Source organism: Achromobacter sp. Root565 (assembly GCF_001427425.1).
GTDB lineage: Bacteria > Pseudomonadota > Gammaproteobacteria > Burkholderiales > Burkholderiaceae_B > Achromobacter > Achromobacter spanius_D.
Map to the genome: position 1 here is coordinate 127698 of NZ_LMGO01000006.1, position 19829 is coordinate 147526.

Sequence of the window (19829 nt, forward strand, 5' to 3'; positions counted from 1 at the left end):
GCATTTGCCCGCGCGGGGGCGGCCGTTACAGAATGGGCCCGTTCGCGGTCTTCTTGGATAACGGTATGCGCGTTTGCGTGATCGGCGCCGGCGTCGTCGGTGTGACGTCGGCCTATTTCCTGGCGCGCCAGGGTCATGACGTGGTGCTGGTCGACAGCCAGCCCCGCCCGGCGGAAGTCTCCAGCTATGCCAACGGTGGCCAGCTCAGCTACAGCTATGTGGCGCCGCTGGCCGGACCCGGCGTGCTGCCCAGTGTGCCCGGCTGGCTGCTGCGCCACGACTCGCCGCTGCGTTTCCAGCCCCGGCTGGACCCGCATCAATGGCGCTGGTGCCTGCAGTTTGCGCTGGCCTGCCGCGCGTCGGTGGCCAAGGCCTCAACGGCCCAGATGCTGACGCTGTCCTACCTCAGCCGCGACGTCATGCACTCGCTGCTGGAACAGGAAGACCTGGCGTTCGGCCATCTGAAAAACGGCAAACTCATTGCCTACCGCAGCCCCGACCTGCTGGAAAAGGCGCGCGCGCTGGTGGCTTACCAGGCCGCGCACGGCGCGGACCAACAGGTGCTGGACGCCGCGCAGACCGTCGCGCGCGAACCCGCGCTGGCCGGCATGGGCACAAGCCTGGCGGGCGCCATCTACACCCCCAGCGAAGAAGCCGGCGACTGCCGCCAGTTCACCGAAGCGCTGTTCGACCGCCTGCAAACGCTGGGCAACGTGCAGTGCGCCATGTCCAACCCGGTTTCCGGACTGCAGCGCGAAGGCCGCCGCATTGTTGCGGTCAACACGCGCGATGGCGACATTGGCGCCGACGCCGTGGTGCTGGCCACGGGCATCGGCACTCGCGCCTTGCTCGGTCCGCTGGGCCACGATGTGCCGCTGTATCCCCTGAAGGGCTACAGCCTGACCGTGCCGCTGGCGCAAGACGACACTGTGGCGCCGCGCATCAGCGTGACCGACTACGAACGGCGCATCGTCTACGCCCGCGTGGGCGGCGTGCTGCGGATCGCGGCCATGGTGGACATCGGCAGCAACAATGCCGACATCGACCCCGCGCGCATCGGCCTGCTCAAGCAACAAGTGCTTGAAGCCTTTCCGCAGCTTGACCTGCGGCAGGCCATTCCGTGGGCGGGTTTGCGTCCGGCCACACCCACCGGCAAGCCGCTGATCGGCCGCAGCCCCGCGGCCGACAATCTTTGGCTGAACGTCGGCCAGGGGGCGCTGGGATTCACCTTGGCCTGCGGCAGCGCGGCGCTGCTGACCGCGCAGATGGGTGAGATGGAATTGCCGCTGGATCCGGCGCCGTTCAAGCCCTGACGCCGCCGCCCCGATGGGCCATGTCCATTTCGCGATAGCCGATGCCATTTCATCGGCAGACGGGCTGATGCCGGCTCAATAGGATAGCGATCAACCTTCGCACGCCGCCGCATTCGGCGGCCGCGAAGGCGCCGATCCATCCTTCGAGTCCATCGCCATGTCCTTTCTCTTTCCGTTGTTCGCCATTCTGTTCTGGGCGGGCAACGTCATCGTCTCCAAGATGGCCGCCAGCGCCATCTCGCCCACCGCGATCACCTTCTACCGCCTGCTGCTGGCGCTGTTCCTGATGGGGCTGTTCACAGCCCGTCCGGCGTGGCGCAACCGGCGGGTCATCCTGCGGCACTGGCCAAAGCTGGCGCTGTATGGCGCGCTGTCCGCAGCCGTGTTCCAGGCGCTGTCCTATCGGGCGGCCGAGACCACCACCGCCACCAACATGGCCATCCTGACGGCGCTGATTCCGCTGCTCAGCATGCTGCTCAGCGTGGTGATCCTGCGGGATCCGCTGACGCTGGGCATGGCCGCGGGCGGCGCGCTGTCTTTCCTCGGCCTGTTGTACCTGGTGGGGCAGGGCGACATGCTCAGCGTGTTCCAGCATGGCGTGCACGTGGGCGACGGCCTGATGCTGCTGGCCGCCTTGTCGTACGCGCTGTACGGCGTGCTGCTGCGCCACTGGAAGTTGCCGGTGCCCGCCTGGCAGTCCACCTTCGTGCAGTCCATCTTTGCGCTGATCTACATGTTCCCGCTGTACCTGCGCGTGCCGGCGGCGCAAGCCGCGCTGGATGCCAACACGGTGCCGCTTATCCTGTACGCCGGCATTTTCTCGTCGGTGCTGCTGTCGTACCTGTGGATCGAAGGCGTGCAGCGGCTGGGGCCCAACCGCTGCAGCATCTTCATCAACCTGTTGCCGCTCTTTACCGCGCTGGCCGCTTTTGTGATGCTGCGCGAACGCCTGCACAGTTATCACCTGCTGGGCGGCGCGGTCACGCTGGCGGGAGTGCTGCTGGCGCAGACCGTGCAGCGGCCGCTGTTCCGCGCCGGGCGCGTGGCGGCGGCGGGCAGGGCCTAGCCGGGTATGCATGGGCGCTCAAGTCCGGCGCGCACCTTGCGTGGGAGGTGAGCAAGGCCTGGCCGCGCATTCACGGGCGTTCAAGACAGGCGCCCGCCATCGCCGCATAGTGGCCGCTTTGCGCGGTGAGGCGATGAGCATTTTCCAGAAAACCACGACTGCGCTGGCTCGCAGCCCAGCGGTCGGTCAGGCAATGCGGGCGATGGCCGCCCGGACCTCGCTGGCGCGCCGGTTCGTCGGCGGCGCCGATGTGGACGAAGCCGTGCGGACCGCCGTAAGGCTGCGCGAGGCGCATGGCATTCGCGCCTCGCTCTTCTATTTAGGCGAGTACGTGGCAGACCGCGCCGCCATCGACCATAACGTCAACCAGGCCTTCGACGCGTGCCGGGCACTGGCCGGCGCCGGCCTGGACGTGCATGACGCCCGCCGCGCGCAGTGCACGGATTTCGGCGGCCTTGTTCGGCACGCTGGCCGCGCATGCCCAGGCGCTGGAAGACGGCGGCACGTCTGCCTCGGTCAGTCTCAAGGACCCCGCCTGCATCACCGACGTGTGTGCCTTGCTGCGCGAGCGCATGGCGGCGGATCCGTCCTGCGCGCCCGACCTCGAGGCGCTGGCGCAAGCCCAGGACCGTCACCGGACCACGCTGGTCAAACAGTTCGCCCGGCGCTACGGGTTGCCGCCGCAGGCGTGGCTGCGTAACTGGCGGGTGGCGCGCGCCCGGGTGCTGCTGCGCGCCGGCTTGCCGTTGGCGGATGCGGCGCAGGCGGTGGGCTTCGCCGACCAGGCGCACCTGACCCGGGTGTTCAAGCAGATCTACGGCAGCCCGCCGGGCGTGCTGCTCAAGGCCGGGGCGGGCGGCTCCCAGACGTTGTGAGGGCGGGGCGTCTCAAGCCGGTAATCCGAGTATTTGCGCGTGAAGAATTTCGCGCCTAGCGCATGCGCCGCGGCAAGCGGCCGCCGGGGATCGAGCGCAATCTCGCCGCGCCGGTTGCCGGCGCCGTGCACAAAGCCCACAAAGCTGGAATGCGTATAGCGCGCAAATTCCTGGACCTGATGCACGATGCCGAGCGCCGCGCCCGGATAGGTTTCCTCCGAGGCCACCGCCAGCCCCAGCCGCTTGCCCGCCATGCCGGCCTTGACGCGTTCCGGTTCTGGCCCGGATCCCGCGTAGTGGCTGAACGACCGGTCAAAGAACGCCTTGGTCTGCGCGGACATGCCATACCAGTAGATGGGCGTGCAGAACAGCACGCCGCCGGCCGGCAGAAAATGTTCAAGGAAAAGTTCGGCGTAGCGGTCGGCGGGCGGCTTGGCGTGGCGCAGATCGGGCAGCAGGCCCTGGATGTAGTCGTCCAGGAAAAACACCGATGCCACGATACCGGCCGTTTCAGCGCCCCGGCGGGCGGATTCGGCCAGCGCCGCGCTGTTGCCATCGCGGCGGGGACTGCCAACCAGGATCAGCAGGCGTTCGGGGCGATGAGTTGAATTCATGCCAAGCTCCTCTCAAGAATTAACGATGCGAAGCGTGATGTTGGTATCGAATGGGTGCCGGCGACAACTGACCATTCCTTCACTAAGATGAATACAATTCATCCAAGGATTCCGGCCATGTTTGCCTCGCTTCCCGTTACTGCGCTGCGCACGTTCGAGGCCGCGGCCCGGCTGCGCAGTTTCAAGCTGGCTGCGGCCGAGCTGTCGGTCACGCCCACGGCGGTGTCCCATCAGATCAAGGCGCTTGAGCGGCATGTGGGCTGCGCGTTGTTCGATCGCGTGCCGCGCGGCGTTCGGCTGACCGACAAGGGCGCGCGCCTGTTTGCCGGCGTGCATGGCGCGTTGCTGGACGTGGCGCAGACGCTGGATGCCTTGCGGCCCGCGCCCGAGTCCGGCGCGCTGACCGTTTCCACGACCCATTCCTTCGCGGCCTTGTGGCTGGTGCCGCGTCTGGGCCGCTTTTACGCGGCATCTCCGCAGTATCAATTGCGCCTGGACACGTCGCCCGATCCCGTGGACCTGTTGCAGGACGCCAGCGTGGACGTCGCCATCCGCTACAGCCGCCAGCGCTATCCCGCCTTGCACGCGGCCTGCGCGCTGCCCGAGTGGTTCGGGGTGTATGGAGCGCCGTCGCAGGTCGCCCGTGCCGGACGCCGCGCGCCTGCGCTGGTGACGGTGCGCTGGCGTGATTCGGACCTGTATGAGCAAGGCTGGCAGGCGTGGTGCGAAGCGGCCGGGTTGCCCGCATGGCGGCGGCCAGCGGCGCAGCACGCCTACACTGAAGAACACTATGCGATGCAGGCGGCGATTGCGGGGCAGGGCCTGGTGCTGGCCAGCTCGGTGATGGTTTCCGACAGCGTGGCCGCGGGAACACTGGTTTCCTATCGGCCGGAGATCCGGGTGGCAGGCTCGGTCTACACGGCGCTGTGCGCGCCAGGGCGCGAACGCCACCCGCCGGTCAAGGCTTTCCTGTCGTGGCTGCGCCAGGAATTCCGCGCGTAGGTCTGGCGCGGGTGGACGGCGCGACGGTTTGCCGCAGATGCGGCGAGACAGCCCGAACGCCAGCGGGTACATTGACGTCGCCGCGTCATCGCTGCCGCGACGGCCTGTCTCATGTCGGGCGGCGCGGCGTTTTCGGACTATGGAGTGCGCCCCGCTGTGAACCAATTCCAAGAAATGACGGTATTCCTGGCTGTGGCCGACGCGGGCAGTTTTTCCGGCGCAGCCCGGCGCCTGGAAATGTCCGCGCCCACCGTCACGCGCAGCGTGGCGGCGCTGGAACGCCGGCTGGGCGCCTTGCTGCTGGTGCGCACCACGCGCAGCCTGCGGCTGACCGAAGCCGGCCAGCGCTATGCCGCCGACTGCCGCCGCATTCTGGAAGAGGTCGAGCAGGCCGATGACGCCGCCGCCGGCGCGATGGCGGTGGCGCGCGGGGCGCTCGCCATCACCGCGCCGGCGCTGTTTGGCGAGCTGCACGTCATGCCGGCGGTGCTGGGCTACCTGCGGGCGCATCGCCAGGTGTCGGTGCGTGCGCTGCTGGTGGATCGGGTCGTGAACCTGGTGGACGAGGACATCGACGTCGCGGTGCGGATCGGCGCGCTGCCGGATTCCTCGTTGACGGCGGTGCCGGTGGGGCATGTGCGCCGCGTGGTGTGCGCCGCGCCCGATTTCCTGCGCGACCACGGCGCACCGGCCGACCCCGAGTCGCTGCATCGCTTCTGCACCATCACTGCCGCGATGGAAGGCCGCGCGCCGCACTGGCGTTTCTCGCAGGCAGGCCAGACCTTGCGTCTGCACATGCAATCGCAGTTGACGGTGACATCGTTCCAGGCGGCGGTGGCCGCGGCCCGCGAAGGCTGGGGCCTGACGCAGGTGATGTCCTATCAGGTGGCGCCGCACCTAGCCAGCGGAGCCTTGCAGGTGGTGCTGCGCGACTTCGAGATGCCGCCGGTGCCTGTCCACCTCGTGTATCCGGAAGGGCGCAAAAGCTCGGCCAAGGTGCGCAGCTTCGTGGATTTCTGCGTGGATGCGCTGCGCGGCGACCTGGCGGCGCTGCCGGCCTGACGGGTTTATTTGGGTTTGTTTCATCTATCGCAAGAGTGTCTTGCCGGCGCCGGCCGTTCCGGAATTGCGCCGCCGGCCCCACCATGGAGTCTCGAACCCGCCAGCGAGCGTCCGGATGCAAGCCGACCCGGCGCTGGTCCCCGCAAGGACACCGTCATGAACCTCCCCGAATACACCGGACCGTCGCCCTGGCATGCAGGCGAAGTGCAACTGCAGGCGCACGCCGGCGTTGCCGCGCGCATTGACATGATCGGCCGCAAGGTCATCCGCGACTTCATGCCCGACCCGCATCGCGAATTCTTCGCGCAGCTGCCGTTCGTGGTGGCTGGCGCGGTGGACGCGCAGGGCGATCCCTGGGCCGGCATTCTGGAAGGGCTGCCAGGCTTTGCCGTGTCGCCGGACCCGCATACGCTGCGCATCGCGGCCATGCCGGACGAAGACGACCCGCTGCGCGCCGGATTGGGGGTGGGCCGGCCGGTGGGGTTGCTGGGCATCGAGCTGCACACCCGCCGGCGCAACCGCATGAACGGCCGCATCGCGGCCTGGGATGGCAAGCGCTTCGACGTGACGGTGGCCCAGTCCTTCGGCAATTGTCCGCAGTACATCCAGTCGCGCGATTTCTTTTTCTCGCGCTCGCCGTCGATGCGCTTTGCCGCCGCATTGCCGGAACGCGGCGGACTGGACGACGCGGCGCGCGCACTGATTTTGGCGTCTGACACTTTCTTTGTCGCCAGCTATGCCGGCGTCGCCGTCGATGTGTCGCACCGGGGCGGCAAGCCGGGCTTCGTGCGGGTGGACGGTGATGTGCTGACCATTCCGGACTTCTCGGGCAATCGGTTTTTCAACACCCTGGGCAACCTGGCCGCCAACCCCGTCGCGGGTCTGCTGTTTATCGACTTTGAACGCGGCGACCTGCTGCAACTGACGGGGCGCGCCGAGGTGATTCTGGACAGCCCCGACATCGCCGCCTTCGCGGGCGCCGAACGCCTGTGGCGCGTGCACGTGCGCCGCGTGGTCAGGCGGCCGGGCGCGCTGGCCCTGCGCTGGCGCTTCGATGCGTGGTCGCCCACCGCGCTGGCGACCGGGCGGTGGCCGGCCGCGGCCTAGCGTCAGGCGTCGGCCACCTTGCGCACGACCGTGTCGCCCGGGTTCAGCAGCCGGCCGTCCTGTGCGCGGATCTCCATCCGTTGCACCGGCTGCCCGCGCTGGCGGTCGATCAGCGTGGAATGCGCCTCGTCAGAGCCGTAGTAGTGGTCCTCGCCCCATTGGCGCAGTCCGACGATCACCGGAAACAGCGCCTCGCCTTTTTCGGTCAGGACGTATTCCTGGTAAGCGCTGCCGTCGGACGCCGGCGCCACGGCAAGAATGCCGTGCGCGACCAGCGTGCGCAGCCGGTCGCTCAGGATGTTCTTTGCCATGCCCAGGTTCTTCTGAAATTCGCCAAACCGGCGCAGGCCATCGAAGGCGTCCCGCACGATAAGCAGCGACCACCAATCGCCGATGGCGTCGAGCGAGCGCGCCACCGGGCAGGCGGCGCCTTCAAGGCTGGTGCGTTTGACCATGTGGACTCCTTGCCGATTCTCAGGATGAAGTTGGTTGCATTATAAAACCTTGTGAACTAGCATTCTGGTTTCGTAATAAAACTAGATAGATCATGAACCCGACTAGCCGATCCGTCGCACCCGAATACGAAACACCGAGAGACGACGCACCCGAAGACGACGCGCCCCGCCCGATGCCGCCCGCGCTGGTGTTCCTGCTGGCAGCGTCCTGCGCACTCAGTGTTGCCAACGTGTATTACGCGCAGCCGCTGCTCGACGCCATCGGCCGCGAATTCCATCTGGACGAGGCGGCGGTGGGCATCGTCGTCACCGCCACGCAATTGGGCTGCGCGCTGGCGCTGTTCTTCGTGGTGCCGCTGGGCGACCTGCTCGACCGGCGGCGGCTGATGCTGGGGCAATTGGCGCTGCTGGTGCTGGCATTGACAGCGGTGGCGGCTGCGGCAAACGCGCCTTGGCTGCTGGCGGGCATGGTCGCATTGGGATTGCTGGGCACCGCGATGACGCAGGGCCTGCTCGCGCTGTCGGCGGCGCTGGCCGCCCCGGCCGAACGCGGGCGCGTGCTGGGGGCGGCGCAGGGCGGGGTGGTGATCGGCCTTTTGCTGGCGCGCACGCTGGCCGGCGCGCTGGCGGATTTATGGGGCTGGCGTGCGGTGTATGTGGCGTCGGCCATTCTGTCGGCGGTGCTGGCGCTGGTGCTGGCTCGCTGGCTGCCGCGCCGGCGCCTGCCCGCAGCCGCGCTGCGCTATGGCGCGCTGTTGCGTTCCGTCTTCACGTTGCTCGCGACCGAGCGCGTGCTGCAAGTGCGCGGCATGATCGCGCTCTTGATGTTCGCCGCGTTCAGCGCGTTCTGGACCGCGCTGGTGCTGCCGCTCAGCGCGCCGCCGCATTCGCTGTCGCACACGGCGGTGGGCGCGTTCGGACTGGTGGGGGTGGTGGGCGTGCTGATGGCGGCGCAGGCCGGCCGCCTGGCCGACGCCGGACACGGCCAGCGCACCACCGCGATCGGCTTGGCGCTGCTGTGCGTGGCCTGGGCGCCGATTGCCTTGCTGGACCACAGCCTGTGGCTGCTGGCGCTCGGCGTGCTGGCGCTGGACCTGGCGCTGCAGGCGCTGCACGTGACGAATCAGGCGATGATTTTCAGCATTGGCGCGCAGGCGCATAGCCGATTGGTGGCGGGATACATGATGTTCTATGCGGTCGGCAGCGGCCTGGGCTCGATTGCCGCCACCGCCGTGTACGCGCAAGCCGGCTGGCTGGGCGTGTGCGCCCTGGGCGCGGGCATCAGCGTGGCGGCGTTGTTGTTCTGGGCGGCGACCGTGCCGCGCGGGGCACGCGCGGTTTGTCCGGGAGACGGGCGGGCGCACAGCTAGTTGCGTGCGCCCGTCATTGTCCAGTCACGCCAGCCAGCGCTTGATGCGGCCGGCCAGCGCTTCACGGCTGATGCCGTAGCGGTCATGCAGCGTGGGCAGGGCGCCGGCATCAAGAAACGCGTCCGGCAGCCCGGCCAGTTGAAATCCGGCAGGCTGCACGCGATGGCGCAGCAATGCGCTGGCCACGGCCTCACCCAGCCCACCGATCACCGAATGGTTCTCGGCCACGACCACCAGCCGGTGTTTGTAGCGCACCGCCTCGACCAGGCTGGCCTCGTCCAGCGGCTTGATGGTCGGACTGTGCATCACCGCCACCCCGATGTTGTCGCGCGCCAGGTCCTCGGCGGCCTCCAGCGCGCGCATCGTCATGATGCCGCTAGAGATGATGAGCACGTCGCTGCCTTCGCGCAGCATCTTCGCCTTGCCCAGCTCAAACCGGTAGCCCTCGATCTCGTCCAGCACCAGTGGCACCTGGCCGCGCAGCAGGCGCATATAGACCGGGCCCTGGTGCTCGGCGATCTGCGGCACGGCCTGTTCGATGTCCAGCGCGTCGCAGGGGTCGACGATGGTCAGGCCGGGGATGCCGCGCATCATCGCCAGGTCCTCGGTGGCCTGGTGGCTGGGGCCGTAGCCGGTCGTCAGCCCGGGCAGCGCGCAGCAGATCTTGACGTTGAGGTTTTCTTCCGCGATCACCTGATGGATGAAGTCGTAGGCGCGCCGCGTGCCGAACACCGCATAGGTCGTGGCAAACGGTACCAGCCCTTCCTTGGCCATGCCGCCGGCCGCGCCCATCAGCAGCTGCTCGGCCATGCCCATCTGGTAGAAGCGCTCGGGGTACGCCTGGGCGAACAGGTGCAGGTCGGTGTATTTAGCCAGATCCGCCGTCAGGCCCACGACGTCCGGACGCGATTCCGCGTACGCGACCAGCGCTTTGCCAAAGGGCGCCGCGCGGACGCGCTGCCCCTCCGAGGCAATCGACGCGATCATCGCGGACGTGGTGAGGCGGGGCTTTTGCTGGGTGCTGGCGCTGCTCATGACCAGGCTCCTTCGGTCGTGGGGGTGGGGCGGTTCTGGTCCAGGATGTCGAGTGCCTGTTGCCATTCCGGCGGATCGACGCGGATGAAATGGTTTTTCTCGCGCTGCTCAAGAAACGGGATGCCCTTGCCCATCCGGGTATCAAACAGGATGACTCGCGGCTTGGCGTCGGGCAGGGTGCGCGCGGTATCGAATGCCTGCACGACGGCGGCCAGGTCGTTGCCGTCCACCCGCTGAACGTGCCAGCCGAAGGCCGCCCACTTGTCGGCCAACGGCTCAAATCCCATCACCTTGCCGGACGGGCCGTCCGCCTGCTGGTTGTTGATGTCGACCAGGCAGATGAGGTTGTCCAGTTCGTGGTGCGCCGCGCCCATTGCCGCTTCCCAGGTCGAGCCCTCGTCCAGTTCGCCATCGGACATGGAGTTGTAGACGAAGGCCGGATTGCGCTTGTGCTTCAGCCCCAATGCGATGCCGACGCCGATGGACAAGCCCTGACCCAGCGATCCGCCCGAAATCTCCATGCCCGGCGTGTAGGTCGCCATGCCCGACATGGGCAGGCGGCTGTCGTCGCTGCCATAGGTGTCGAGCTCGCTTTCCGGAATGACGCCGGCCTCCATCAGTGCCGCGTAGTGGGCAATGGCGTAGTGGCCGTGCGACAGGAGAAAGCGGTCGCGGCCCTCCCATTGCGCATCGCCGGGCTGCACGTTCATGGCGTGGCGGTAGGCCACGGCCAGCACGTCGGCCCAGCCGAGCGCCTGGCCAATGTAGCCCTGGCCCTGGACTTCGCCCATGCGCACCGCGTAGCGGCGGATGCGCCACGCGGCGGATGCTAGTTCGTTCAAAGATTTGGACTGCTCCATTCGAAGCTCCCTATTCATGGTGAGGGGTTCATTTCAGGATGCTGGCGGGCACGTACGACACCAGCCCCAGCACCGAAAAGGCGACCAGATAGAAGGGCGCGAGCTCGCGCACGGTCTGGCCCACCTTCACTTTGGCGAGCGCGCTGGTGATGAAGAGCGTGGTGCCGACGGGTGGCGTATACAGGCCGATGGCCAGGTTCACGACCATCATCACGCCCAGCTGTGTCATGTCCATGCCGATGCTCTGCGCCAGCGGAACGAAGACCGGCGCCAGCAGCAGCACAGCGGCAGGCAGGTCGATGAACATGCCCAGAAACAGCATCATCAGATTCATCATCAGGATGACCAGCCATTTGGCATGCACGTTTTCCTGGACCCAATTCGCGATGCCCTGCGGGGTCTGGTCGAAGGTCAGCAGCCAGCCGATGGCCGAAGACGCCATGATCACCAGCAGGACAACGCCGGTTGCCAACCCGGCCTGGACGATGGCGGCATTGAGCCGTGACCACGTCAGGTCGCGATACATCACGGCCGAGACCAGGCCCGCGTAGAACGTGGACAGGACCGCGACCTCGGTCGGCGTGGCGATGCCAAAACGCAGGAACACGATGATCAATAGCGGCAGGATCACGGCGGGCAGGGCGTACAGCAGGTGCCGGCGGAACGCGGCGCCGTTGAAGGGCGACGTGTCCCGGGGGAAGTTGCGGCGGCGGCCCACCCACCAGCAGGCCAGCATGAAGCCGGCGCAAAGCAGCAGGCCCGGCAGCACCCCGGCGACGAACAGCGACGCGATCGACGCGTTGGCCGTCAGGGCAAACAGGATCATCGGGATCGACGGCGGAATCAGGATGTCGATCGTGGCGGCGGCGGCCAGCGTGGCGGCGGAGAATGCAGCTGGGTAACCCAGCCGCTTGTGCCACGGAATCATCAGCGAGCCGATGGCAGACGCATCCGCCACCGCCGAGCCCGACACGCCGCCGAACAGCGTGGACGACAGCACGCCGACCTGCGCCGGACCGCCGTGATAGCGGCCGATCAGGGCAGACAGCACGCCCACCAGTGCTTCGCCGAGCTTGCCGCCCATCATCAGCGAGCCGGTCAGCATGAAGAACGGAATGGCGATCAGGGGAAAGCTCTGCACCTGCGCGACCATCTGCTGGACCACCACGTCCAGCGGCACGCGGTCCGTGCTGGCCACCGCCGCCATCGCGGCGACGAGCAGGGCGTGTGCGATGGGCATGGCCACGACGGCGGCGCCCATGAAGACGACCAGAATCAATGCACTCATGGCTGCTCTCCCATCACCAGTGCACGGCGGGCGCTTGCGGCTCGCCGTCGGGCTGCGCCGCGGTCTCGCGGCAATGCCAGCTCTGCCAGGCCGACTGCGCCGCCAGGACGGCGAGCAGCAGCATGCCGCCCATCACGCACGCATAGGTCAGCGAGCCAGGCATCTGCAGAATCGGGGACTTTTCGTCGTGGACGATCTCAAGCATGTTGAACGTCGCCCAGGACAAGGTGGCGTACAGCCCGGCCACGACGCTCCAGGACGCGGTCGCAACCACGCGGCGGATGCGGGCGGGCACGGCATCCATCAGGAACGTGGTGGCGATGTGCGCGTTGTGCAGCGCGGCCAGCACGACCCCGGACATGACGAGCCAGGGAAAGAGCAGCTCGGGGATCTCGTTGGCCCATTCCAGGCTTGAACCCGTCGCATACCGCAAGGCGGTATTGATGACGAGGATCAGGAAGATCACCGTGGTGGACAGCCACAGGACCACGCGGCAAATGCCGTCGATGACCCTGCCGACCAGTCCATGTCGATCGGTATTCATGTTGTCTCCTGCCTTGTAGCCGGACCGCCGCCGTGCCCGCCGCGTGGGGCGGGCACGGGGTGACCGAAGGACGTATCAGTTGCCGCGCGCCGCGGCCAGGACCTTCTTCACGTACGGGCCGATGGGACCGGCCAGCCATTTCTCGTCCACTGGCGCGGTGGCCTTGGCGAAGGCGGCGGTGTCGGGCGTCGTAACCTGCACCCCCTTGGCCTTCAGCTCGGCCAGCAGGCGCGCGTCGGCATCCTTGCTCAGCTTGCGCTGGAGCGCTGACGCTTCGTCGGCGGCCTCCTGCACGGCCTTGCGGTCGGCTTCGCTAAGGCGGTCCCAGGTGCGCTTGCTCATCAGGAACGGCGTCATCTGGAACTGATGGTTGGTCATCGCCAGGTGCTTCTGCACTTCGTACAGCTTGCTGGCCTCGAAGTTCATCAGCGGGTTTTCCTGGCCGTCCACCACGCCTTGCTGCAACGCCACATACAGTTCGGCGAACTTGATCTGCTGCGCCTGCGCGCCCAGGGCGGTCATGATGTCGACCAGCGTTGCGTCGGGCGGCACCCGCATCTTCAGGCCCTTCATGTCCTCGACCTTGTTGATGGGGTGCTTGCTGTTGGTCATCTGGCGGATGCCGTTGTCCCAGGTGCCCAGGAGGATCAGGTTCTTGCCCGCGGACTTCTCGGCCAGCTCCTTGCCCAGCGGCCCGTCGAGCAGCTTGAAGGCCGCGCTGGCGTCCGGGAACAGGAATGGCATGCCGAAGGCGGCGTACTCCGGCACGGCGGCGGCGACGGCGCCTTGGGAATTGGCGCTCATGTCCAGGGCGCCCGTGCGTAGCGCGGTGACCATGGCGGCGTCGTCGCCCAATTGGGCCGACGGCGCGACCTGGACTTCGATGCGTCCGCCCGTCTTGGCTTTGAGCACTTCGGCAAACTTCATCGACGCGTCGTGGCGGGGGTTACCCACGGCCGCGCCATGGCCCAGGGTCAGCTTGAGGTTTTGCGCCTGCGCCGCCAGCGGCAGCAGGGTGGCAGCGGCCAAGGTCAGGCTCGCTTGAAGCATTTTTCTGCTTTTCATGATTTGTCTCCTCCAATTTTTTGGGGTGCTGCGGATCAGTGAATCAACATGCCTCCGTTGACGTCCAGCGTGATGCCCGTGCAGTACGCCGACAGGTCGCTCGCCAGGAACACGCATGCGCCCGCCACGTCGTCCGCCCGGCCCAGGCGCGCCAGCGGGATGGTGCCTTCGATGTCGGCCTTGCGCTCGGCGGACAGCTTGCCTTGCGTGATGTCGGTTTCGATCAGGCCGGGCGTGATGCAGTTGATCCGGATGCCGTCGGCGCCGAATTCACGCGCCATGGCGCGCGCCAGGCCCAGCACGCCGGCCTTTGCCGCGGAGTAGTGCGGTCCGCCGAAGATGCCGCCGCCGCGTTGGGCCGATACCGACGAAATGCAGACGATGGAACCTGATCGCTGCGCCTGCATGGCGGGCAGGACGGCCTGCGACAGGTAGAGCGTGCCGCGCAGGCTCACGTCCAGAATGCGGTCGTAGTCGGCGCCGGTGATCTCCAGCGTCTTGACCGGCTGCGTGATCCCGGCGTTGTTCACCAGGATGTCGATCCTGCCGAAGGTCTTGACGGCCTGTTCGATGGCCGCGATGCAGGCCGCCTTGTCGGTCACGTCCGCGACCAGCCCCAGATGACCGTCGCCCAGCCGGGCGGCGGCGCTGGCGGGCGCGGCGCGTTCCAGGTCCAGGATCACCACGCGCGCACCGTGCGCGGCCATCTGGCGCGCGGTGGCAAATCCCAGTCCGTTGATACCTGCGCCGCCCGAAATCACGGCCACCTTGTCCTTGAGCAACATCTGTCGTCCTCCTGTCCTTGTTATGGAATTGGTGCGGACCATTCTGGACGCCGTCTAGCATTAAGACAAACGATGTGTCATCAGTCTAAGATGACGAATTGTCATCTGAAGTCAGGGACAACCCCATGCCTGCGCTGCCGCCCATCGTCAACTTGCTGGCGTTCGAAGCCGTCGCGCGCCGGCGCAGCTTTGCCATCGCCGCCACCGAGCTGCACCTGACCGCGTCGGCGGTCAGCCACCAGATTTCACGGCTGGAATCGGACCTGGGCGTGCGCCTGTTCGAGCGCAGCGCGCACGGGGTGCGGCTGAGCAGCGCGGGCGAGCAATATCTGGTGCGGATCGGCGGGGCGCTTGCGGCGATCTCATCGGCCACCGAAGACCTGCGCCAGGGCGTCAGCAACAGCTTGTACGTGCACTCCGCGCCCAGCATTGCGAGCCTGTGGCTGATGCCCCGGCTGCGGCGGTTTGCCGAGGCACATCCGCATGTGGCGCTGAACCTGTCGGCCGCGCATTCGCACAGCGATTTTGCGCTGGGCCAGTCGGACATCGACATCCGCTACGGCGTGCCGCATTGGGACGATGTGGTGGTGGAACCGTTGTTCGAGGAGCGCATCCTGCCGCTGGCCAGCGCGGCGTTCGTCCGCGAGCACGGCATCAAGCGCATCGACCAGCTGCTGGACGTGCCGCTGATCCAGAGCAACGTCAGCGTCATCCAGTGGTCCGACTGGTTTGGGCGTTATTCGGAACGGCGCGCGCCGGATCACTTCACGATCCGCTTTGACCGCGCGCAGATGTCGCTGGACGCGGCGGCACAGGGTTTGGGCGTGGCGCTGGAAAGCGCCACCATTGCTGGCATGCACCTCGCCCAGGGCAGCTTGCAGCCGGTCTTTGGCATGGCCAAGGCCGTCACGGTGAAGGCGCACTTTCTTGTGTACCCCGCACGGCACGCCAAGCGTCCGTCCGTGGAGGCCTTTCTTGCCTGGATCCACGCCGAGGCCGCTGCGGCGGCGGTCAAACCCTAAGCCCGGCCCGCGGGAGCAGACCGGGCGTTCGCGTCAGGGCTGGACTTCGTAGTCCGCCGTGCCCAGCACGACTGCCGCCAGGCCCGGCGCCTGCGTCAGTTTGTGCAGCGCAAAGGCTTGCGCGGTGGCGATCTTGGCGTTGTGGAAGGCCGGGTCTTCGGCCTGCAGGTCCAGGCTGGCAAGCAGGGCGCGGGCCATCTGCCAACCGGCGAACGTCGTCCCCGCCAGGAGCAGGTAGGGCACCGCGGCGCCAAAGACCGCGTTGGGGTTGCCGGCGGCATTGGCAAGAACGAACTCGATGGCGCTGGCCAGCGCTTCGCGGGCCTCGCGCAGCGGCTTGAGCATGCGGCCGGCGGCCGGCTCGCTGCGGGCTTCGAGGTCGGCTTCGGTCTGGCGCACCGCGTCCAGCAGGGCGCGCGCCACGGCGCCGCCGTCGCGCAGCGTCTTGCGGCCGACGAGGTCGTTGGCCTGGATTGCGGTGGTGCCTTCGTAGATGGTCAGGATGCGGGCGTCGCGGTAGAACTGCGCGGCGCCGGTCTCTTCGATGAAACCCATGCCGCCATGCACCTGCACGCCCAGGCTCGCGACGTCGATCGACATCTCGGTGCACCAGCCCTTGACGATCGGCACCAGGTATTCCTGGATTGCCAGGTGGCGCTTGCGCGTGTCGGCGTCGGGGCTGGCATGGGCCAGATCGGCATGGCCGGCAGTCACGTAGGCCAGCGCGCGGCCCGCTTCGGTCAGGGCGCGCATGGTGCCCAGCATGCGGCGCACGTCGGGGTGCTGGATGATGGGCACGGCGTCGCGCGACGAGCCGTCCACCGGGCGGCTCTGGACGCGCTCGGCGGCATAGGCTAGCGCGTGCTGGTAGGCGCGGTCGGCAATGGCGATGCCCTGCACGCCCACCGCGTAGCGGGCGGCGTTCATCATGATGAACATGGCGTCCAGGCCGCGGTTTTCCTGGCCGACCAGGTAACCCAGCGCGCCGCCGGCGTCGCCAAACTGCAGCGTGCACGTGGGGCTGGCCTTGATGCCCAGCTTGTGCTCGATGGACACGCAGGCGACGTCGTTACGCTCGCCCAGCGAGCCGTCTTCGTTGACCAGGAACTTGGGCACCAGGAAAAGCGAAATGCCCTTCACGCCGTCGGGCGCATCGGGCAGGCGGGCCAGCACCAGATGCAGGATGTTCTCGGCAAGGTCGTGCTCGCCATAGGTGATGAAGATCTTGGTGCCGGACAGGCGATACGTGCCATCGCCCATCGGCTGGGCGCGCGTGCGGACCATGGCAAGGTCCGAGCCGGCCTGCGGCTCGGTCAGGTTCATGGTGCCGGTCCATTGGCCGGAGATCATGGGGCCGATGAAGCGCTCGCGCAGCTCGGGCGAGCCGGCCGTCATCAGGGCCTCGATGGCGCCGTTGGTCAGCAGCGGGCATAGCGCGAACGACAGGTTTGCGGCGTTCAGCATTTCAGAGCAGGGCGAGCCGATCAGCCCGGGCAGCCCCTGGCCGCCGTATTCGACGGGGTGGGACAGGCCCTGCCAGCCGGCATCTGCATATTGGCGGAAGGCCTGCTTGAAGCCGGGGGCGGTGGTCACCGTGCCGTCGTGCCAGGCGCTGGGCGCCTCGTCCGCGGGGTGGTTCAGCGGCGCCAGGACCTCGGCGGCGAAATGGGCGGATTCTTCCAGCACGGCTTGCGCGGTGTCGGGCGTGGCCTCCTCGAACCCGGGCAGGGCGGCCACCTGCGGCAGACCGGCCAGATGGTTCAACACGAACAGCATGTCTTTCACGGGGGCTTGGTACGTCATGGCGTAGGCGCTCCTGGTTTTATGGGTTAAGCGGATCAGGCCGGCTTGCCGGGGCCGGCCACGTCGATGGCGGACGTAGCGCCGACGGCGGCGCGCAGTTCGAATTTCTGAATCTTGCCGGTGGACGTCTTGGGCAGGTCACCGAAGCGTACCGCGCGCGGCACCTTGAAGCCGGACAAAAGCATCTTGCAGTGCGCGATGATTTCTTCGGCGGTGGCGGTGCAGCCGGGCTTGAGCTCGACGAAGGCGCAGGGCGTCTCGCCCCATTTGGGGTCGGGCATGGCCACCACGGCCACGGCCGCCACGGCTGGATGCCGGTACAGCGCGTCCTCGACCTCGATGCTGGAGATGTTTTCGCCGCCCGAGATGATGATGTCCTTGCTGCGGTCCTTGATGCGGACATAGCCATCGGCCGTCATCACGCCCAGGTCACCGGTGTGGAACCAGCCGCCGGCAAAGGCGTCCTCGGTCGCGCGCGCGTTCTTCAAATAGCCTTTCATGCAGATGTTGCCGCGGAACATGACCTCGCCGATGGTTTCCTCATCGCGCGGCACTTCAGCCATCGTTTCCGGGTTGCGCACCGACACGCCAGCCTGCAGGTGATAGCGCACGCCCTGTCGCGCGGTCAGCAGCGCGCGGCGTTCGGGGTCCAGCGCGTCCCACGCGTCCTGATGCGCGCAGACGGCGGCTGGGCCATAGACTTCGGTCAGGCCATATACGTGGGTCAGCTCAAAGCCGATCTCGCGCATCTTGTCGATCACCGCCGGCGCAGGCGCGGCGCCCGCCACCATGGTGCGCACGGTATGGGTAATGCCCGCGCGCAGCTCGGCCGGCGCGTTGGCCAGCGCGCTTTGCACGATGGGCGCGCCGCAGTAGTGGGTGACGCCTTCGTCGCGGATCAGGTCGAACACCGTCTTGGGGTCGAACTGGCGCAGGCACACGTTCACGCCCGCGCGCGCCGCGATGGTCCAGGCGAAGCACCAGCCGTTGCAATGAAAAAGCGGCAGCGTCCACAGGTAGACGGGATGCTTGGGCATGTCCCATTCGAGGATGTTGCTGACCGCGTTCAGGTAGGCGCCGCGGTAGTGATAGACCACGCCCTTCGGATCGCCCGTGGTGCCGGACGTGTAGTTCAGCGCGATGGCGTCCCATTCATCGGCGGGCGGCTTCCAGTCATAGGTGGCGGGCGCGGCGGCCAGAAAATCTTCGTAATCGGCGGCGCCCGGCAGCGTGGCAGGGGCGCCGTCCAGATCGTGCACCGAGACGATCTTCAGATGCGGAAACTCAGCGCGGGCGCGCTGCGCGACGTCGGCGTATTCGGTGTCGATGATGAGCGCCCGGGCTTCGCCGTGGCCCAGCATGAACAGCACGCTGGGTGCGTCCAGGCGCGTGTTCAACGTGTTCAGCACGGCGCCCAGCATGGGCACCCCGAAGTGCGCTTCCACCATGGCGGGAATGTTGGGCAGCATGACGGCAACCGTGTCGCCGCGCTGGATGCCGGCCTGCGCCAGCGCGCCGGCCAGGCGCTGGGCGCGTTCGTACGTTTGCGCCCACGTGCGGCGGACCTTGCCGTGCACGACGGCCAGTTTGTGGCCGTAGACCTGCGCCGCGCGGGCGATGAAATCCACGGGGGTCAGGGCTTCGTGATTGGCTTCGCGGCGTGCGAGGCCGTGATCGAACATGCCGGTCATGCTTGTCTCCAATGGGGCAGGGTGGCCCCTTATCCAGGTCTGCGGGGTTTGATCCCCGTCGCTTGCCCTAGCTTATGGCCGGCCGGAAAATGGCGTCTGTCGCCTGCATGACAGACCGCCGGCCGGCGGCGCGATCCCCAAGTTTTACACGGTTCTTCCCATGTCCGATGTTTCAAACATAGTTTCCTCAGACGAACTGCCGGCGCTGTTCCGTGCCTGTCCGTGGTTCGGCGCGCTGGATTCGCGGCACCAGGACCTGGTGCTGGCGACCTCGCGCGCGGAGCACGTCGGCAGCGGCGCGTGGATTGCGCGGCGCAATGCGCCGTCGGACTACTGGCTGGGGGTCAGCCGCGGGCTTCTCAAGCTGGCGATCTATAACGAGTCCGGCCGCAGTTGCACGTTCTCCGGCGTGCCGCCGGGCGGGTGGTTCGGAGAGGGCAGCGCGATCAAGCGCGAGCTGCGCAAGTACGATGTGGTCGCAATCCAGCCGTCGCTGGTGATGCTGGTGCCCACCGCGACATTCCATGCGCTGTTGTCGGCGAGCCTGCCGTTTTCGCACTTTGTCATCGGCCAGTTGAACGACCGCATGGGCGAGTTCATCGCGTCCATCCAGAACCACCGTTTGCTCGACGCCGACGCGCGCGTGGCGCAATCGCTGGCGCAGCTCTTCAATCCGCAGCTGTATCCCTCCACCGACCTGACCCTGGCGATTTCGCAGGAAGAACTGGGCTACCTGACCGGCCTGTCGCGCCAGCGGGTCAACCAGGCGCTGCAGACGCTGGCCGACCAAGGGATCCTGGCGCTGGCCTACAACCAGATCAAGGTGCTGGCGCTGGCCCGATTGCGGCAATACGGGCTGGATCAGATCTGAC

At 67.4% G+C, this 19829-nt stretch carries 20 protein-coding genes; 9 read left to right on the plus strand and 11 right to left on the minus strand.

All coding sequences use genetic code 11. The annotated features are described in order from the left end of the window. Window positions 1–65: 65 nt before the first annotated feature. Window positions 66–1313, plus strand: a complete 1248-nt coding sequence (locus ASD71_RS22010) for a D-amino acid dehydrogenase (protein WP_056569809.1) — start codon at window positions 66–68, stop codon at window positions 1311–1313. A 157-nt stretch (window positions 1314–1470) separates the two neighbouring features. Further along, window positions 1471–2379: a DMT family transporter gene (locus ASD71_RS22015; RefSeq protein ID WP_056569811.1), complete on the plus strand. Its 909-nt coding sequence runs from the start codon at window positions 1471–1473 to the stop codon at window positions 2377–2379. Window positions 2380–2449: 70 nt separating this feature from the next. On the opposite strand, the gene ASD71_RS28065 is transcribed toward ASD71_RS22015, so the two are convergent. Continuing rightward, a complete protein-coding gene (locus tag ASD71_RS28065; RefSeq protein WP_056569813.1) occupies window positions 2450–2674 on the minus strand; it encodes a hypothetical protein in 225 nt (74 codons plus the stop codon). Between the two features lie 121 nt (window positions 2675–2795). Between ASD71_RS28065 and ASD71_RS22025 the strand changes: the two genes are divergently transcribed. Further along, complete coding sequence (locus tag ASD71_RS22025) at window positions 2796–3254, plus strand: helix-turn-helix transcriptional regulator (protein WP_235512290.1); 459 nt, start codon at window positions 2796–2798, stop codon at window positions 3252–3254. Here the strand turns inward: ASD71_RS22025 and ASD71_RS22030 are convergent. Beyond that, complete coding sequence (locus ASD71_RS22030; RefSeq protein WP_056569815.1) at window positions 3194–3868, minus strand: flavodoxin family protein; 675 nt, start codon at window positions 3866–3868, stop codon at window positions 3194–3196. The genes ASD71_RS22025 and ASD71_RS22030 overlap by 61 nt on opposite strands. 117 nt (window positions 3869–3985) lie before the next feature. Here ASD71_RS22030 and ASD71_RS22035 point away from each other — a divergent pair, with 117 nt between their 5' ends. The 3 genes from ASD71_RS22035 to ASD71_RS22045 all read left to right on the plus strand — a co-directional run bounded on the left by ASD71_RS22035 (window position 3986) and on the right by ASD71_RS22045 (window position 7039). Then, window positions 3986–4870 (plus strand): LysR substrate-binding domain-containing protein, encoded by an 885-nt coding sequence (locus ASD71_RS22035; RefSeq protein ID WP_056569817.1) that lies wholly within the window; start codon window positions 3986–3988, stop codon window positions 4868–4870. A 156-nt stretch (window positions 4871–5026) separates the two neighbouring features. After that, window positions 5027–5932: a LysR family transcriptional regulator gene (locus ASD71_RS22040; protein ID WP_056570561.1), complete on the plus strand. Its 906-nt coding sequence runs from the start codon at window positions 5027–5029 to the stop codon at window positions 5930–5932. A gap of 156 nt (window positions 5933–6088) precedes the next feature. Then, window positions 6089–7039, plus strand: a complete 951-nt coding sequence (locus ASD71_RS22045) for a pyridoxamine 5'-phosphate oxidase family protein (protein ID WP_056569819.1) — start codon at window positions 6089–6091, stop codon at window positions 7037–7039. A gap of 2 nt (window positions 7040–7041) precedes the next feature. Here ASD71_RS22045 and ASD71_RS22050 read toward each other — a convergent pair whose 3' ends face one another. Then, window positions 7042–7494, minus strand: coding sequence for a helix-turn-helix domain-containing protein (locus ASD71_RS22050; RefSeq protein ID WP_056569821.1), 453 nt, complete (start codon window positions 7492–7494; stop codon window positions 7042–7044). A 173-nt stretch (window positions 7495–7667) separates the two neighbouring features. Here ASD71_RS22050 and ASD71_RS22055 point away from each other — a divergent pair, with 173 nt between their 5' ends. Beyond that, on the plus strand, window positions 7668–8864 hold the full coding sequence (locus ASD71_RS22055) for an MFS transporter (protein ID WP_056569823.1): 1197 nt from the start codon (window positions 7668–7670) through the stop codon (window positions 8862–8864). Window positions 8865–8888: 24 nt separating this feature from the next. On the opposite strand, the gene ASD71_RS22060 is transcribed toward ASD71_RS22055, so the two are convergent. The 6 genes from ASD71_RS22060 to ASD71_RS22085 all read right to left on the minus strand — a co-directional run bounded on the left by ASD71_RS22060 (window position 8889) and on the right by ASD71_RS22085 (window position 14441). Continuing rightward, window positions 8889–9899, minus strand: a complete 1011-nt coding sequence (locus tag ASD71_RS22060) for a transketolase family protein (protein ID WP_056569824.1) — start codon at window positions 9897–9899, stop codon at window positions 8889–8891. Continuing rightward, window positions 9896–10759, minus strand: a complete 864-nt coding sequence (locus ASD71_RS22065) for a transketolase (RefSeq protein WP_056569825.1) — start codon at window positions 10757–10759, stop codon at window positions 9896–9898. The genes ASD71_RS22060 and ASD71_RS22065 overlap by 4 nt, the downstream gene beginning before the upstream one ends. 28 nt (window positions 10760–10787) lie before the next feature. Continuing rightward, on the minus strand, window positions 10788–12047 hold the full coding sequence (locus tag ASD71_RS22070; RefSeq protein ID WP_056569827.1) for a TRAP transporter large permease: 1260 nt from the start codon (window positions 12045–12047) through the stop codon (window positions 10788–10790). A 13-nt stretch (window positions 12048–12060) separates the two neighbouring features. Beyond that, window positions 12061–12591, minus strand: a complete 531-nt coding sequence (locus ASD71_RS22075) for a TRAP transporter small permease (protein ID WP_056569829.1) — start codon at window positions 12589–12591, stop codon at window positions 12061–12063. Window positions 12592–12666: 75 nt separating this feature from the next. Then, complete coding sequence (locus ASD71_RS22080; RefSeq protein ID WP_056569831.1) at window positions 12667–13656, minus strand: TRAP transporter substrate-binding protein; 990 nt, start codon at window positions 13654–13656, stop codon at window positions 12667–12669. Between the two features lie 35 nt (window positions 13657–13691). Continuing rightward, window positions 13692–14441, minus strand: a complete 750-nt coding sequence (locus ASD71_RS22085; RefSeq protein WP_056569833.1) for an SDR family NAD(P)-dependent oxidoreductase — start codon at window positions 14439–14441, stop codon at window positions 13692–13694. A gap of 125 nt (window positions 14442–14566) precedes the next feature. Here ASD71_RS22085 and ASD71_RS22090 point away from each other — a divergent pair, with 125 nt between their 5' ends. After that, window positions 14567–15463, plus strand: a complete 897-nt coding sequence (locus tag ASD71_RS22090; RefSeq protein WP_056569834.1) for a LysR substrate-binding domain-containing protein — start codon at window positions 14567–14569, stop codon at window positions 15461–15463. A gap of 33 nt (window positions 15464–15496) precedes the next feature. Here ASD71_RS22090 and ASD71_RS22095 read toward each other — a convergent pair whose 3' ends face one another. Further along, window positions 15497–17266 carry an acyl-CoA dehydrogenase gene (locus ASD71_RS22095; protein ID WP_056569835.1) on the minus strand — a complete coding sequence of 590 codons (1770 nt, stop codon included), beginning with the start codon at window positions 17264–17266 and terminating at the stop codon, window positions 15497–15499. Between the two features lie 35 nt (window positions 17267–17301). Next, window positions 17302–18957, minus strand: coding sequence for an acyl-CoA synthetase (locus tag ASD71_RS22100; RefSeq protein ID WP_056569836.1), 1656 nt, complete (start codon window positions 18955–18957; stop codon window positions 17302–17304). Window positions 18958–19117: 160 nt separating this feature from the next. On the opposite strand from ASD71_RS22100, the gene ASD71_RS22105 reads away from it, so the two are divergent. Continuing rightward, window positions 19118–19828 (plus strand): Crp/Fnr family transcriptional regulator, encoded by a 711-nt coding sequence (locus ASD71_RS22105; RefSeq protein ID WP_056569837.1) that lies wholly within the window; start codon window positions 19118–19120, stop codon window positions 19826–19828. The last annotated feature ends 1 nt before the right edge of the window (window position 19829 follow it).

What these genes read in the sequence shown, in the direction of transcription:
- ASD71_RS22095 (WP_056569835.1), bottom strand. Translation starts at nt 17,266, where the DNA reads ATGACGTACCAAGCCCCCGTGAAAGACATGCTGTTCGTGTTGAACCAT.
- ASD71_RS22090 (WP_056569834.1), top strand. Translation starts at nt 14,567, where the DNA reads ATGCCTGCGCTGCCGCCCATCGTCAACTTGCTGGCGTTCGAAGCCGTC.
- ASD71_RS22105 (WP_056569837.1), top strand. Translation starts at nt 19,118, where the DNA reads ATGTCCGATGTTTCAAACATAGTTTCCTCAGACGAACTGCCGGCGCTG.
- ASD71_RS22010 (WP_056569809.1), top strand. Translation starts at nt 66, where the DNA reads ATGCGCGTTTGCGTGATCGGCGCCGGCGTCGTCGGTGTGACGTCGGCC.
- ASD71_RS22035 (WP_056569817.1), top strand. Translation starts at nt 3,986, where the DNA reads ATGTTTGCCTCGCTTCCCGTTACTGCGCTGCGCACGTTCGAGGCCGCG.
- ASD71_RS22075 (WP_056569829.1), bottom strand. Translation starts at nt 12,591, where the DNA reads ATGAATACCGATCGACATGGACTGGTCGGCAGGGTCATCGACGGCATT.
- ASD71_RS22045 (WP_056569819.1), top strand. Translation starts at nt 6,089, where the DNA reads ATGAACCTCCCCGAATACACCGGACCGTCGCCCTGGCATGCAGGCGAA.
- ASD71_RS22100 (WP_056569836.1), bottom strand. Translation starts at nt 18,957, where the DNA reads ATGACCGGCATGTTCGATCACGGCCTCGCACGCCGCGAAGCCAATCAC.
- ASD71_RS22085 (WP_056569833.1), bottom strand. Translation starts at nt 14,441, where the DNA reads ATGTTGCTCAAGGACAAGGTGGCCGTGATTTCGGGCGGCGCAGGTATC.
- ASD71_RS22080 (WP_056569831.1), bottom strand. Translation starts at nt 13,656, where the DNA reads ATGAAAAGCAGAAAAATGCTTCAAGCGAGCCTGACCTTGGCCGCTGCC.
- ASD71_RS22065 (WP_056569825.1), bottom strand. Translation starts at nt 10,759, where the DNA reads ATGGAGCAGTCCAAATCTTTGAACGAACTAGCATCCGCCGCGTGGCGC.
- ASD71_RS22025 (WP_235512290.1), top strand. Translation starts at nt 2,796, where the DNA reads ATGACGCCCGCCGCGCGCAGTGCACGGATTTCGGCGGCCTTGTTCGGC.
- ASD71_RS22070 (WP_056569827.1), bottom strand. Translation starts at nt 12,047, where the DNA reads ATGAGTGCATTGATTCTGGTCGTCTTCATGGGCGCCGCCGTCGTGGCC.
- ASD71_RS22030 (WP_056569815.1), bottom strand. Translation starts at nt 3,868, where the DNA reads ATGAATTCAACTCATCGCCCCGAACGCCTGCTGATCCTGGTTGGCAGT.
- ASD71_RS22060 (WP_056569824.1), bottom strand. Translation starts at nt 9,899, where the DNA reads ATGAGCAGCGCCAGCACCCAGCAAAAGCCCCGCCTCACCACGTCCGCG.
- ASD71_RS22055 (WP_056569823.1), top strand. Translation starts at nt 7,668, where the DNA reads ATGCCGCCCGCGCTGGTGTTCCTGCTGGCAGCGTCCTGCGCACTCAGT.
- ASD71_RS22015 (WP_056569811.1), top strand. Translation starts at nt 1,471, where the DNA reads ATGTCCTTTCTCTTTCCGTTGTTCGCCATTCTGTTCTGGGCGGGCAAC.
- ASD71_RS28065 (WP_056569813.1), bottom strand. Translation starts at nt 2,674, where the DNA reads ATGCGCCTCGCGCAGCCTTACGGCGGTCCGCACGGCTTCGTCCACATC.
- ASD71_RS22050 (WP_056569821.1), bottom strand. Translation starts at nt 7,494, where the DNA reads ATGGTCAAACGCACCAGCCTTGAAGGCGCCGCCTGCCCGGTGGCGCGC.